Origin of the sequence: Streptomyces sp. NPDC088197 (genome assembly GCF_044741185.1) — a bacterium.
Classification (GTDB): Bacteria; Actinomycetota; Actinomycetes; order Streptomycetales; family Streptomycetaceae; genus Actinacidiphila.
In genome coordinates, this window is the sequence record NZ_JBIUSD010000006.1 from 269,309 (window position 1) to 283,116 (window position 13,808).

Genomic DNA, 13,808 nt, shown 5'->3' on the forward strand with positions numbered 1-13,808 from the left:
TGGATCAAGAATTCGTAAACACCTGCGGACGAGACCGGCCCGAGTCGCGCCGCGCGTGGGTCGGACCGCATCCGTTGACAGTGTGCAGCCAGGGCGCTGTGATGGATGGGAGCGCTCCCATATGTTGTGCTCCCCCCACGCAAGCACCCCGAAAGAGGCACCTATGCCCGCTCGCACTCTCCGGTTACCACCCAGGTTGTGGACGGCGGTCGCCGCCGCCATAGCGCTGGCCGTCTCGCTCCTGATCTCGGTGCCCACCAGCGGATTCGGCGCGTCGGCGTCCGGATGCCGGGCCGAGTACACGCTCAACGAATGGCCCGGTGGCTACACCGCGCAGGTGCACGTCACCAACCTCGGCGCGGCGCTGAGCGGTTGGCGGCTGACATGGACGTATGCCGGTGATCAGAGGATCACTTCGGCCTGGAACGCGACCGTCACCCAGAACGGACACTCCGTCACCGCCGTCAACGCGTCCTACAACGGCGTCGTGGCAGCAGGAGGCACGATCGACTTCGGCGTGCAGGGAACTGCTGGGTCCGCGGGCGCGCAACCCGCTGACTTCGCCCTCAACGACCTGCCCTGTGGAGGCGCCAGCACCACCCCGCCGACCACGCCCCCGACTACCCCGCCCCCGACTACCCCGCCGACCACGCCCCCGACCACCCCGCCTACGACGCCCCCGACCACGCCGCCGCCCACTTCGCCGCCCGCGGGATGCGACTCCGCGACGATATGCACGGGCTTTGAGGACCAGAGCGGTGCCGGTCCCGCCGGGGACTGGCGTTTCACCGCACCCGACTGCCAAGGCACGGGGACGGCCGCCATCGACACGACAGTCGCGCACAGCGGCTCGAAGTCCCTGCGGGTGGACGGGAAGGCGGGCTACTGCAACCACGCCTTCGTCGCCTCCACCGCTGATCTGTCGTCGGTCGGCCCGGTGGTCTACATCCGTATGTGGGTGCGGCACACCACGGCGCTCCCGACCTCGCACGTCGCCTTCGTCTCCATGCCGGACTCCTCCCAGGGCGGCCGGGCGCTGCGGATCGGCGGCCAGAACGGCGCCCTGCAGTGGAACCGGGAGAGTGACGACGCCACCCTCCCGGCGCAGAGTCCGGCCGGGGTCTCGCTGAGCAGTCCGCTGCCGACCCTCACCTGGCAGTGTCTGCGCTTCGCGGTCGACACCACGGCGCCGAAGCTCGACACCTGGCTCAACGACACGCAGATACCCGGATTGCACGCCGACGGCGTGCCGACCCAGGACATCGACCAGCAGTGGCTCTCGCGCACCACGCCGCCCAGGCCGACCGCCCTGCGACTCGGCTGGGAGAGCTACGCCACGGGCGACGACACCTTGTGGTTCGACGACGTGGCCGTCGGTTCCGCGCCGCTCGGCTGCTGACGAGAGCGTCGCGGAGATCCGTCGCGGACACGGTCGGACAGCCGGTCTGACCGTGTCCGCGACGGGGTGGGTCACAGCGGACGGGGCGTGCCGGTCAGCCGAGGCGGAAGCGCTGTGCCGCCGTCCCGTTGCAGTCCCACAACTGCACGGGATCCCCGGCCTGCTGGCCGTTGTCCTTGTCGTCGAGGCAGCGGCCCGACTGCGGATTGAACAAGGTGCCGTCGGCCCGGCTCTCCCACACCTGGGCGCCCGTGCCGTTGCAGTCCCACAGTTGGGTCCGTGTGCCGTTGCCGGTGTTGCCGCCCACCGCGTCGAGGCACTTGCCGAAGGTCCGCAGCGTGCGGTCGCCGGGCGCGGACCAGCGCTGCGCGTCGGAGCCGTTGCAGCCGGACAACTGCACGGGCGTGGCGGAGGCCGGATCGGCGTTGGTCACGTCCACGCACAGGGCAGCGGGGCCGGAGACCGCACCGGGCGGCAGCTTCCACGACTGCGCGGTCACACCGGCGCAGTCGTAGAGCTGGAGCTGTACGGCGCCGGGTGTGGTGTTGCCGTCCGGCACGTCGAGGCAGCGTCCCGAGGCCGGATTGAGCAGGCTGCCGTCGGAGCGGTGCGTCCAGGTCTGCGAGGCGGCACCCGAGCAGCCCGCGACGCTCACCGGCGTACGGTTCGCCGTCCCGCCGCCCGTGGCCGTCAGGCACTTGCCGAGGACCCGGACGGTACTGTCGGCCTGGTACGCGACCTGCTGGGCCGCGCTGTGGTTGCAGCCCCACAGCTGCACGGCCGTCCCGTCGTCGGCCACCCCGCCGCGCACGTCGAGGCACAGCCCGCCCGCGCCGATCACCTCGCCGGACGCCGGGTTCGCGGACGCGCTGCCGGACAGCGTCACGGTGTGCGAGGAGCCGAGCGGGAGCGCGCCCGTCGTCACCGTCACCGTCCTGCGGTTGACGTTCCACGACCATGCGGTCTCCGGGACCTGCGCCCCGTCGACCGAAACGGCGGTCGGCGCCTGCGAGTTGGACAGCCGCAGGGTGTAGGCCCGGGAGGTCGGCGCGCCGCTGAAGGAACCGGTCTGCGCGCCGATCGTCAGTGTCCGAGCCGCCTCACTCCACGACAGGGGCGCCTCGGTCGCCTGGCCGCTGCGATAGCCCGTGCCCTCGCCGGCGTCGGAGTAGACCGAGAAGGCCCCGTCGGCACCCGCGGCGACATTCACCGTCACCTGCGTCAACGGCCGCTGCCCCTGGTTGTCGACGTAGTCGGTGCGGGTGGGGAGGATGCCGCCGGCCTTGATCAGCACCGGCATCCGGGACAGCGGACCGGTGATGGTGACGGTGGCGGGCCCGGTGTAGGTGCGGCCGGTGAAGTAGTCCGTCCAGCTCCCCGGCGGCACCCACACCGACGCGGAGCCGTTGCCGCTGGAGTCGTTGGGCGAGGTGATCGGCGCGACCAGGACGTCGTCGCCGTACAGGTACTCGCCGGTGGCGCTGTAGGCGGCGTCCTGGGACGGGTAGTCGAGATACAGCGGCCGGACGATGGGCACACCGGTCGCGTTCGCCTGCTGTGCGAGCGTGTACGTGTACGGGACGAGCGCCTCCCGCAGCCGCAGGAAGGACTCGGCGCTCGCCGCGGCAGCGCCGGTGTAGTTCCACGGCAGCCGGTCGCCGTGGTCGGAGTGCAGCCGGTCCACCGGCTGGAAGGTGCCGAATTGCACCCAGCGGGCGTACAGATCGTCGGCGAGATGACCGCCGTGGAAGCTGCCGATGTCATGGCTGACATTGGAGATTCCCGCGGCGGCCTCGGCGGCGGTGAACTTCGCCTCGAAGGCGAGCATGTCCCACGTCGCGGGCGTGTCGCCGGTGAACTGCATCGAGTTGCGCCGCTCGGACCAGGGCCCGACCGGGTAGTTGCTGTTGTCGCCGCCCTCCTCCGAGCCGCCGATCCGTGCGAAGGAGAAGCCGCGCAGCCCCTTGGCCGCCGCGTCGTCCGCATAGGCCTGGTTGATCAGATTGTCCGGCCCCACATGCGGATCTGACGCGGTCGAGGCACCGCAGTTGGTGCAGTAGTCCAGCCACCACTCCCGCACGCCCTGTTGCTCGAAGGGCTGGTGCAGGTCGAGATAGGCGGCCAGATGCGCCGGGTTGGACCAGTCGAAGGCGTACGTACTGCCGCCGTCGGGCAGGAGGCCGCCCGCGCGGGAGTTGGCCGCGGCGAATTTGGGGTCGCCGCTGTCGATGGTCGGGTGGATGTTCATCGACACCGCGAGACCCTGCTGCTTGGTCCAGTCGAGGAATGCCCGCGGATCGGGGAAGAGCGAACTGTTCCAGTTCCAGCCGTTCCACTGCGTCGGCGACTTCCAGTCGGTGTCCACCACCAGCCAGTCGATCGGCGTGTTCGTGCTGCGGAAGGTGGGCAGCAGCGAATTCTCGTAGTCGGCCGTCGAGTAGCCGTAGTACCGCGAGTACCACACGCCGTAGGCCGACTCCGGTAGCAGATTGGCGCCGCCGGTCAGGGAGTTGAGGTCGGCGAGGCCCTGCTTGTAGTTCTGGCCGTAACCGAAGAAGTAGCCGTCCTGGTACGGCTGGGCGCCGTGCGAGGGACGGTCGGTCACCGCGTGCGCGCCCGACAGCAGAGCCGTCCGGGTGTCGTCCAGCAGGTACCAGCCGTCGCGATCCAGGATTCCCGGGTGCTCGGGCACCGGCACGGCCGCCGGATTGTCCAGCGTCCGGGACCAGCCGCCGAGGGTGTTCGTCGGCCCCGCGCCGTAGCCGGTCGTGGTGAGCGCCGTCGACGCGGCCGGGTACGCCGTGGTGCCGACCGGGGTGACCGCCAGGCTGTCGATGTTGACCCGGCCGGTGTCACCCGCGTTCTGCACGATGCTCAGCGTGTTGGTGCCGGCGGTCAGGTGCACCGTGGCGGACGCGGTCGACCAGGCGTTCCACGACGAGGTGGCGGGCAGGCTGAGCGCCGGGCCCGCGGTCGAGCCGACCCGGGTGGACAGGGTGCCCGTGCCGCCCGCCGCGTTGGAGTAGCGCACCCACAGCCGGTAGTCGCCGGTCGACGGCACCGCGGAGACGTCCTGGGTGAGGCCGCTGCCCGTGTGCTCGTATCCGGCGACGAAGCCGGAGCCGGTGTGCCCGGTGTGGTCGTAGGCGGCGACGCCGTAGCCGCTGAGCAGCGAATTCTCAGCCTCGCAGGCGGAGTTGACCGGGCAGTAGGAAGGAAACGCCGGTGTGGCGGTCACCCCCGTGCCCGCCATCGTCACCGTGAGGTTGGCCGCCGTGAAAGGGCCGCTGCCCCGCTTGTAGCGCAACGTCAGCCCGGACGTCGTGATCTCGCGGTATCCGTCCGCGGTGACGTCCGTGGTGACGTCGGATACGGGGAAGGACCGGTTGACGGCGTTGAACGTCGTCCCGTCCTGGAAGACGGCGTCGCCCGCGTACTCCAGCCGCACCAGGGTCGGACTGAGCACCTCGAAGCGGGCGTTCCCGTCGGTGACGACGGAACTCGACGCCGCGGCCCGCGTCGGCGGGGCGGCCTGCCGCGCCACCGCGCTGTCGACGGCGGTGACCGACAGCAGCGCCAGGCATGAACTCAGCACGAGCGCCCGGCTCCTGCGGGGCGAGAGAGGTGATCCGACGCGGCGTGGGCGCATGGGCATGCCTTCCGTAGTCCTCGACAGAGCCTGACATCGTTGTCCATGGTCCAATTCGCCGTGCGGAAAGCGGAGTTGAGTTGACCGGCGCGACGAGGCGTGAGAGCGCTCCCTGAAGCTAGCCATTGGTCGTGTATGCGTCAATACGCCGCACGGGCCGCACGGGCCGCACGGGCCGCACGGGCTGCACACGCCGGTCGGCGGTGTGTCACTCCGGTCGACGCGCCTCGACGGCCCCGCCCCGTCCCGTCACCGCGCTGACGCAGCGCGAGACACCACCGGTCCCACCAGAGGTCGGAAACAGCCCGGATCCCCGCGGCGGTGTCCGCGCCACAGTCCGCAGCGTCCGGTGGTCATGGTGAGGACAAGCAATTGCGGAGCGGTACGGGGTGATACGGATCTGGCGCGCACTCGGAATCGAGTGCGCCTGTCGTCGAGGCACGGTGACTGTGGCGCCCGACCGCCTGTCCCGCTCATCTCCAGGACACCTGTCACCAACTGATGGATACCGTTCCGTGACATTATCCGCGCATGTCAGTGTGGGCGTGGGGCAAGCGCGCGAGTGGGAGGTACAAACTATGGGACCGCTTCTGCTCGTTCTTCTGCTCGCGTTGATTCTCTTCGGCGCCGGGTTCGCCCTCAAGATTCTGTGGTGGGTGGCGATCGTCGTCCTGGTGGTCTGGCTGCTGGGATTCGTTGTCCGCTCGACGAATTCCGGTGGCAGCCGTGGCCGTTGGTACCGCTGGTAGCGACGCACTTCGACCTGCCACTGAGCGGTGTCCGCCCCTCGCGGGGCGGACACCGCTCAGTCGTATTGCGACAACGTTCTCCGATGACGGGTACACCGGATATTCCGGGACAGGATGACAATGCTGGGGCGCCGCCCGCATCACCAGCGGTTCCACCTCCAGCGGGCAGCGCTCCAGTGCCCGCGACCGGGCCGGGGCGACCCCGGCAGTGGCATTCAGGGGCAGTGGCATTCAGCGGCATTGACATCATTGACATTCAGCGTTCAGGAACGCGGCGCTCATTCCGCGCCGCGCACGGCGTTGTCCGCGCGCGGTATCGGGTGTTCGGCATGTCCCGTCCGCGCTCACCGCGGACGGGGCCGGACGAGCTGACCTCTCAGGCGAAGGTGTCGCAGGCCGAGACGGCTCCGGAGGTGTAGCCCTTGGTGAACCACTGCTGGCGCTGCGCCGACGAGCCGTGGGTCCAAGTGTCCGGCGTGACCTTGCCCTGGTACTTCTGCTGGATACGGTCGTCGCCGACAGCGGCCGCCGCGTCCAGGCCCACAGTGATGTCGGCCCGCGTCAGGTCGGTGATCAGCGGCTTTCCGCTCGCGGGGTCCGGGGTGGTCGTGGCGTGGTGGGCCCACACTCCGGCGTAGCAGTCGGCTTGGAGTTCGAGTTTCACCGAGCCGCTGTTCTCGCCCTGGCCGCTGCCGCGCGAGATGGTGCCGCTGAGATCCTGAATGTGGTGTCCGTATTCGTGCGCGATGACGTATGCCTCGGCGAACGGTCCTCCCTTGGCACCGAACTTGCCTGTGAGCTCGTCGAAGAACCCGAGGTCGAGGTAGACCTTGTCGTCGGCGGAGCAGTAGAAGGGGCCGACCTCCGACGTCGCCTCCCCGCAGCCGGTGTTGACCCTGTCGGTGAACAGCAGGGTCGGCGCCTGGGTGTAGGACTTTCCTGCGGCTGTCTCCGTCTGCTTCCAGAATGCCTGGACGCTGTCGACCACGGCCACGATCCGGCAGTCGTCCTTCTTGTTGGCGTCCGCCCCGGTCCGGCAGTTCGCCGCGAGATCGCCGGGCGCGACGCCCTGGGAGCCGCCGGATCGCGCGGCGCTGTCAGAGGTGCCGCCCGAGCTGAGCAGACCCGGGTCCACTCCGAACACCACAGAGGCGATCACGACCAGCAGCCCTACCACCCCACCGCCCACGGTCTTTCCGCCACCGGGAATCCCGCCCCGTGTGCCGCCTCGGTTGTCCTGCACCTCGGAGGTGTCCAGGGCGGCATCGTCGTCGAACTGCATCAGCTGACTCTCCCTCACAACACGCCGGTACGCCGTGTCTCACCGGGGGCGTCTACCCAGCCGAACAGACCTCATCTGGTTGTGCCCGGACCGTGTTCCGAGGGGTCGCCGTCCGCAGGAAGCCCTCCCGGCGGCAGTCACCTGGATCACCGACCCAGCAGAGTTGACCGTGCGGGGAGACGCCGCGGCTCAGTCGGCGGGGCGGGTGTCCCACGCGGCTCTCATATCGGAACGGTCGGGCGGGTACCGGCCCGTGATCGAGGCGCCGACGTACGGGACGACCCGTTACGGCGAGGCGTCCGTCGCCGACGGCCGTGCCCCCCCGCATGGCTCGGCCCGCCCGCACATGGTGTGCGGGCGGGCCGGAGCCGCCCAGTGTCGCTCAGCCTCCGGACTCAGCGCGGCGACAGGCGGTAGAGCGCCGCCGCGCCCGCTTTGAGGTGGACCTTCAGCGTGCCGTGCCGTGCTGGGCCGCTCCGCGGTAGCGGCCGGTGGCCGGCTCGAAGGTCGCCACGCTTCCGACGTGCGCCTGGTTGACGCCGAGCCGCACCGAGGCGGGGGCGTCGGGGTTCCGGTTGGCCACGAGCAGGTAGCGGGTGCCGTCGTCCTGCGTGTTCCTGAAGAGACCGATGACGGCGGCGTCCCCGGTGGCCGAGGTCAGGTGGTCGCCCGGGGTGAAGGCCACCGCGCTCGGCGGCAGCGGGTCGTCGTTGGCGTGTTGGACCGACTCCGAGCGGAGCGGCTTGAGTTGGCGGCCGACCGGCTGGAGCCAGGTGCGGTTCAGCCTGCGGGCCGCGCCGTACAGCGGGGTCTGCTTGCCGTCGGCGGTGATCAGCGCCTTGGTGAAACCCTCGCCACGGGCGGGGTCCGGCGTCCAGTAGGTGAAGTACTGGATGCCCTTGCAGCCGTACGCCAGGCTGATGTTGGTCTGCCAGGCCAACTGCGAGGCGGTGGGCACCCGGTGGTTGTTGTAGCCGACCGACTGGATGAACGTCCACGCCGGCAGCCCGGACTTCAGCGACGCCTCGCGGTAGATCGCCCAGTTGTCGAAGTAGTTGAGGTCTATGCCGTCGGTGAGGATCGGGTACCGGTCGAACGAGATCAGCGGCGGCTTGACGGTGTCGATGTACGCCTGCACGAAGGCCGCGTAGTCCGGGCCGTTACCCGGCACGAGGTTGGAGTACGGCAGCAGCCCCGGTGCGACGTCACGCACGATGCCGGTGAGCGCCCCGACCGTGGGGAATCTGGACTGGGCCGGTTCGTCGAAGACGTTGAACCCGGCGAGCGAGGGGTGGTTCGCGTAACTGGCCAGTGCCGCACGCACCCATGACGTCGCGTCAGCGGTGGTGAGCGAGGACGGCACGCTCCGGTCATCGGTGACCGACAGGTACTGCGCGATCGCCTGGATCCGGGGGTCGCCCGAGATCAGCACTTTCAGGCCCACCTGGTCGGCCATCTGCAAGGCGTAGCCGCCGCTTTGCGGATCGAATTGGTAGTTGCCGGTGATCAGGAAGGTGAACCCGGCGTCCTTGATCTCCTGGTAGCGGTCGAGCGTGGTCTCGTACGGGTGCGGCGGCCAGAACAGCCCGATCGGGAAGTCCGGCCCTCCGGTGAGCGGAAGGTCCACGCTCGCGGCGGAAGAGTCCGCCGCGTCGGCGGCGTGCGTGCCGTCTCCGGAATCCACCGAACTCAGCGCCCCGGCGGTCGGGTCGCCGGGCCCCGGTGCGGCCGCCGCCCGGTTGGCGGCCAGTCCGCCCGCGGCGAGTACACCGGCGCCCAGGCCCGCGGCCTGTAGCAGCGTCCGGCGGTGCATCGGCTGTGAAGCGCTGGAGAGGGAGGAGTTCTGTTCTGGCATGGCCTACTCCGATCGTTGGAACGCGGGAGCGGGGAGGGGGCTGAAGGTCCCATCGGTGCACCGGCGACCGTGGCGGACGCACACATGCTGGCAGACGGTGGTGGTTCAATCAACCACGATGCGCAGAAATGATGAATGAATCATGCAGGACGCGGCATGCGCCGCCGCGCCCGCGCCCCGGTATCGGCGGCCGGGCTCGGCGCACTGAAACTCGGGCGCGCTGAAACTCAGCGCCCGCGGCGCCCCTTCACCATGTGGTCGCCCGGGATGTGCCCGGTGAGCGCCATGGACGCGCTGGCCCGGCCGTACGACAGCTGCGCCACGCGCACGTACAAGCAGTCGATCAGCACCAGCACCGAGTGCCGGGCTCCGATGCTGCCGGCGCGGAAGGAGGTCTCGGCGGTTGCGGAGATCAGCCGGACCTCAGCGGCCCGCGCCAACGGTGACCTGTGGTCGGCGGTGATCGCCACTGTGGTGGCGCCCCGCGCGCGGGCGAGTTCGAACGGCTCGATCGTCTCCCGGGTCGATCCGGAGTGAGAGATGCCGATGGCGACATCGGCCGGGGTGAGCAGGGCCGCCGACGTCGTGGCGGCGTGCACCTCGTTCCACCCGCGCACCGCGCATCCGATCCCGAAGAGCCGCAGCTCGGTCTCCACCGCCACCGCGCCGCTGCCGCCGACGCCGTACACGTCGATCCGCCGCGCTCGGGCGACCGCCTGGGCCGCGCGCTCAAGCGACGCCAGGTCGATGGTGTCCAACGTCCGCTGCACCGCGCCGAGATCTGCCTGGCCGACGACGGTGACCACCCGCCGCAAGTCGTCGTCGGGGGAGATGTCCGGCCCGATCTCCGAGGTGCCCCAGGCGGGCTCGTCGCCGCGCGCGCTCTCACGGACCAGTTCGATCAGCAGATGCTGGTACGACTCCAGGCCCACCGCACGGCAGAACCGCGTCACCGTCGGCTGGGACGTGCCGGTGCGCCGCCCCAGCTCGGCGGCCGAGCAGCCGATCACGGAGTTGGGGTCGGCGAGCACCAGCTCGGCCACTTTCCGCAGTGAGCCCGTCAGGTGCGGCAGCTCGGCTCGGATCAGCGCTGTGACATCGATGCGCGCTCCCGCGTGGCCGTAGCCCTTGGCCTCCATACGGGTCCCCGATCGCTCACACCTGCCGGCCGTCCGAAAGGCCATGATGCCATGCGATTATGTCATTCATCGTGTATCGACCACGCAGACTGACAGATTCAGCCTGCTCGCTCGGGTACGCCGCGGACCTCCTCCGGCAGGCCCCTGCGCGGCGGCCTCGACGGGGTGTCCCTCCTGGAGGTCTCCCGCTGGTCGGGGCGCTTTACAATTCAGATAACCGCGGACATCTATGGTCACCTGACCCCGGGCTCGGACGACAAGCTGAAGCGTGTGATGGACGAGGTACTGACCAGCGCCACCGTGCTGGTTCCGTGCTGACTTCGGCTCGCCTGCAAGGCAAAGCCGCAGGTGGGAGCAACAGCGTGAAATTCCTCAACGATATTCGGCCGCCGTACGACCTGACGTACGACGACGTCTTCATGGTGCCGAGCCGCAGCGCGGTCGGTTCCCGCCAGGGCGTGGACCTCAGGTCCCCTGACGGGACGGGCACCACCATCCCCCTGGTCGTGGCCAATATGACGGCCATCGCGGGCCGCCGGATGGCCGAGACCGTGGCCAGGCGCGGCGGCCTCGTCGTCATCCCGCAGGACATCCCCCACGACGTGGTCGCCGATGTCGTGGCCTACGTCAAGCAGCGCCATCTGGTGCTGGACACCCCGATCACGCTCGCCCCCTCCCAGACCGTCGCCGACGCGCTGTCCCTGCTGCCCAAGCGGGCGCACGGCGCGGGCGTGGTGGTCGAGGACGGGCGGCCGGTCGGCGTCGTCACCGAGTCCGACCTCAGCGGCGTGGACCGCTTCACGCAGCTCTCCGAGGTCATGTCCAGGGACCTGCTGCTGCTCGACGCGGACATCGACCCACGCGAGGCGTTCAACCGGCTGGAGGACGCGCACCGCAAGCTGGCGCCGGCCGTGGACGCCCAGGGCCTGCTCGTCGGCATCCTGACCCGCAAGGCCGCGCTGCGCGCCACGCTGTACGAGCCCGCCGTCGACGCGAACGGGCGGCTGCGGATCGCCGCGGCCGTGGGCATCAACGGCGACGTGGCGGGCAAGGCCAAGCAGCTCCTGGACGCCGGGGTCGACACCCTGGTCGTCGACACCGCGCACGGCCACCAGGAGTCGATGCTCGCGGCGGTACGCGCCGTGCGCGCGCTCGACCCGCGGGTGCCGATCGTGGCGGGCAACATCGTGGCCGCCGAGGGCGTCCGCGACCTGATCGAGGCGGGCGCCGACATCATCAAGGTCGGCGTCGGACCCGGCGCCATGTGCACCACCCGCATGATGACCGGCGTCGGCCGCCCGCAGTTCTCCGCCGTCATGGAGTGCGCCGCGGAGGCGCGCAAGCACGGCAAGCACGTCTGGGCCGACGGCGGCGTCCGGCACCCGCGCGATGTCGCCATGGCGCTGGCGGCGGGCGCGTCCAACGTGATGATCGGCTCCTGGTTCGCCGGTACGTACGAGTCGCCGGGCGACCTCCAGCAGGCCGCCGACGGGCGGCTGTACAAGGAGTCCTTCGGCATGGCCTCGGCGCGCGCGGTCCGCAACCGTACGAGCGAGGAGTCGGCGTACGACCGGGCGCGCAAGGCGCTGTTCGAGGAGGGCATCTCCACCTCGCGGATGTTCCTCGACCCGGGCCGGCCGGGCGTCGAGGACCTGATCGACTCGGTCATCGCCGGGGTGCGCAGCTCCTGCACGTACGCCGGGGCCGCCTCGCTCGACGAGTTCGCGGAGAAGGCGATCGTCGGCATCCAGAGCGCGGCGGGCTACGCGGAGGGCAAGCCGCTGCACGCGAGCTGGAACTGACGCGGGGTCGGGCGCCGGTGCCTTCGCCGGTGCCCGTGCCCGCGCCGGTACCGGTGCCTTCGCCGGTGCCCGTCCCGGTGTCGCCAGGGGGCCTTGGTCCCGAGTCGTCGGAGATGTCTCTATCCTGCGAGCTGTGAAGCCGCTCAACGATCTCGACGAACGCATCGTGCACGCCCTGGCCGAGGACGCCCGGCGGTCCTACGCGGACATCGGCGCCCAAGTGGGCCTGTCCGCGCCCGCCGTCAAACGCCGGGTGGACCGGCTGCTGGCGGCGGGCGCGATCACCGGTTTCACCGTACGGGTCGACCCCGCCGCGCTCGGCTGGCAGACCGAGGCGCTGGTGGAGCTGTACTGCCGCCACAACACCTCGCCGGGCGACATCAGGCGCGGCCTCGCCCGCTACCCGGAAGTCGCGTCCGCCTCCACCGTCACCGGTGAGGCGGACGCCGTGGTCCAGGTCTTCGCCTCCGACGTACGGCACTTCGAGCAGGTGCTGGAGAAGATCGCGGGGGAGCCGTTCGTGACCCGCACCAAATCCGTGCTGATCCTCTCCCCGCTGCTGCGCCGCTACGGCGCAGGCGCCCCGGAGTGAGGGCGCGGAGTGCGCCTGCCGAGGCATAAGTTGGGTAATGTCGCAAATCATGCGAATTGTGGCTGAAGTCACCCGATCGGGGTACAACGGGTACTGAGGCCAGATCGGCCCCGGCAGCACGAAGGAGGCGACATGATCACGCGTGAGCAGATTCCCAAGGTCATGGGCCATGCGGTGCATGACGCTCAGGGGAAGAAGATCGGCGAAGCCGCCCACCTGTACCTGGACGACGCCACGGGCGAAGTCGAGTGGGTCGCGGTGAAGACCGGTTTCTTCGGCAACAACGAGACATTCGTGCCGACGCGTGCCGCCCGCCTGGTCGAGGACCATCTTGAGGTTCCGTACGAGAAGGACCAGGTCAAGGGCGCGCCCAATGTGGACGTGGACTCGGGCGGACACCTCTCGGCGTCGGAGGAGCAGAACCTCTACCGCTACTACGGCATGGAAGCCAGGTCCGGCGGGTCCGTGGGCCGCGCCGCGAACGGGCAGGGCGCCGGGACCGGCGACGCGAAGGCCGGAGCCGCCGCCGGTACGGCCGGTGCCGCCGGAGTGGCCGCGGGCACCGCCGCGGGCCGTCACGCGCGGACCGCGGACACCGGAGCGCCGAGCACCGACAAGACCGCCGCGGCCCGCGCGGGCGCGCCCGTCGCCTCCACCGGCAAGGACACGCCCGCCATGGCCTCGGGCGCACCGCAGCGCCTCGCCGCGGACGGTCTCGACCCCGAGAGCGAGACCATGATCCGCTCCGAGGAGGAGATGCACGTCCGGGTCGAGCGGGAGACCATCGGCCAGGCGCGGCTCCACAAGGTCGTGGACGTCGAGGAAGTCGAGCAGACGGTGCCGATCCGGCACGAAGAGGTCCACCTCGTCCGTGAGCCCATCGACCCGAAGACCGCCGCGGGCCGTACGGGCGACATCAGCGAGGCCGAACAGGTCGTCACCCTCCACGAGGACAAGGCGATCATCGAGACCGAGGTCGTGCCGAAGGAGCGCGTCCGCATGCGCGTCGACGAGCACGTCGAGCAGAAGACCGTGCACGGCCGGGTCCGCAAGGAGCGGATCGAGACCGACACGAGCCCCGCGACCACCGAGGAGACCAGCGGCTACGAGGGTGAGCAGGGCCGCAAGGACCGCCGCTTCGGTAGCTGAACCGACCTGACGGCCGGTCGAACGGCCTCACCGCACCACGCGAGCGGGCCCCCACCCCTGAATCCCGGGGTGGGGGCCCGCTTCCGTGCCCTCAGCTCGCGCCGCGCGAGCCCCTCAGCGGCGACCCGGCGCAACGAATCGCCGGTAGTGCCGGAGAAGACGCAACGAACAGCGGCAGCAGCCGCAATGATC

At 70.3% G+C, this 13,808-nt stretch carries 9 protein-coding genes; 5 read left to right on the plus strand and 4 right to left on the minus strand.

The window, feature by feature from the left end; translation table 11 throughout:
* Positions 1-163: 163 nt before the first annotated feature.
* The gene (locus ACIOC1_RS17550) at positions 164-1,399 is read left to right on the plus strand and encodes a cellulose-binding domain-containing protein (RefSeq protein WP_401855143.1); all 1,236 of its coding nucleotides are present in this window, start codon (positions 164-166) and stop codon (positions 1,397-1,399) included.
* Positions 1,400-1,493: 94 nt separating this feature from the next.
* Here the strand turns inward: ACIOC1_RS17550 and ACIOC1_RS17555 are convergent, their stop codons facing one another.
* Positions 1,494-4,994, minus strand: a complete 3,501-nt coding sequence (locus ACIOC1_RS17555) for a ricin-type beta-trefoil lectin domain protein (RefSeq protein WP_401855145.1) — start codon at positions 4,992-4,994, stop codon at positions 1,494-1,496.
* 632 nt (positions 4,995-5,626) lie between these two features.
* On the opposite strand from ACIOC1_RS17555, the gene ACIOC1_RS17560 reads away from it, so the two are divergent.
* Positions 5,627-5,797, plus strand: a complete 171-nt coding sequence (locus tag ACIOC1_RS17560) for a hydrophobic protein (protein ID WP_355348845.1) — start codon at positions 5,627-5,629, stop codon at positions 5,795-5,797.
* A gap of 376 nt (positions 5,798-6,173) precedes the next feature.
* Here the strand turns inward: ACIOC1_RS17560 and ACIOC1_RS17565 are convergent, their stop codons facing one another.
* The 3 genes from ACIOC1_RS17565 to ACIOC1_RS17575 all read right to left on the minus strand — a co-directional run bounded on the left by ACIOC1_RS17565 (position 6,174) and on the right by ACIOC1_RS17575 (position 10,073).
* A complete protein-coding gene (locus tag ACIOC1_RS17565; RefSeq protein WP_391050588.1) occupies positions 6,174-7,079 on the minus strand; it encodes a neutral zinc metallopeptidase in 906 nt (301 codons plus the stop codon).
* Between the two features lie 448 nt (positions 7,080-7,527).
* Positions 7,528-8,934, minus strand: a complete 1,407-nt coding sequence (locus tag ACIOC1_RS17570) for a hypothetical protein (protein ID WP_401855149.1) — start codon at positions 8,932-8,934, stop codon at positions 7,528-7,530.
* A 227-nt stretch (positions 8,935-9,161) separates the two neighbouring features.
* Positions 9,162-10,073, minus strand: coding sequence for a MurR/RpiR family transcriptional regulator (locus tag ACIOC1_RS17575; RefSeq protein ID WP_355347049.1), 912 nt, complete (start codon positions 10,071-10,073; stop codon positions 9,162-9,164).
* A 362-nt stretch (positions 10,074-10,435) separates the two neighbouring features.
* On the opposite strand from ACIOC1_RS17575, the gene ACIOC1_RS17580 reads away from it, so the two are divergent.
* The 3 genes from ACIOC1_RS17580 to ACIOC1_RS17590 all read left to right on the plus strand — a co-directional run bounded on the left by ACIOC1_RS17580 (position 10,436) and on the right by ACIOC1_RS17590 (position 13,616).
* Positions 10,436-11,875 carry a GuaB1 family IMP dehydrogenase-related protein gene (locus ACIOC1_RS17580; RefSeq protein WP_401855153.1) on the plus strand — a complete coding sequence of 480 codons (1,440 nt, stop codon included), beginning with the start codon at positions 10,436-10,438 and terminating at the stop codon, positions 11,873-11,875.
* Positions 11,876-12,008: 133 nt separating this feature from the next.
* Positions 12,009-12,467, plus strand: coding sequence for an AsnC family transcriptional regulator (locus ACIOC1_RS17585; protein WP_391160759.1), 459 nt, complete (start codon positions 12,009-12,011; stop codon positions 12,465-12,467).
* A gap of 132 nt (positions 12,468-12,599) precedes the next feature.
* A complete protein-coding gene (locus ACIOC1_RS17590) occupies positions 12,600-13,616 on the plus strand; it encodes a PRC and DUF2382 domain-containing protein (RefSeq protein WP_355347058.1) in 1,017 nt (338 codons plus the stop codon).
* The last annotated feature ends 192 nt before the right edge of the window (positions 13,617-13,808 follow it).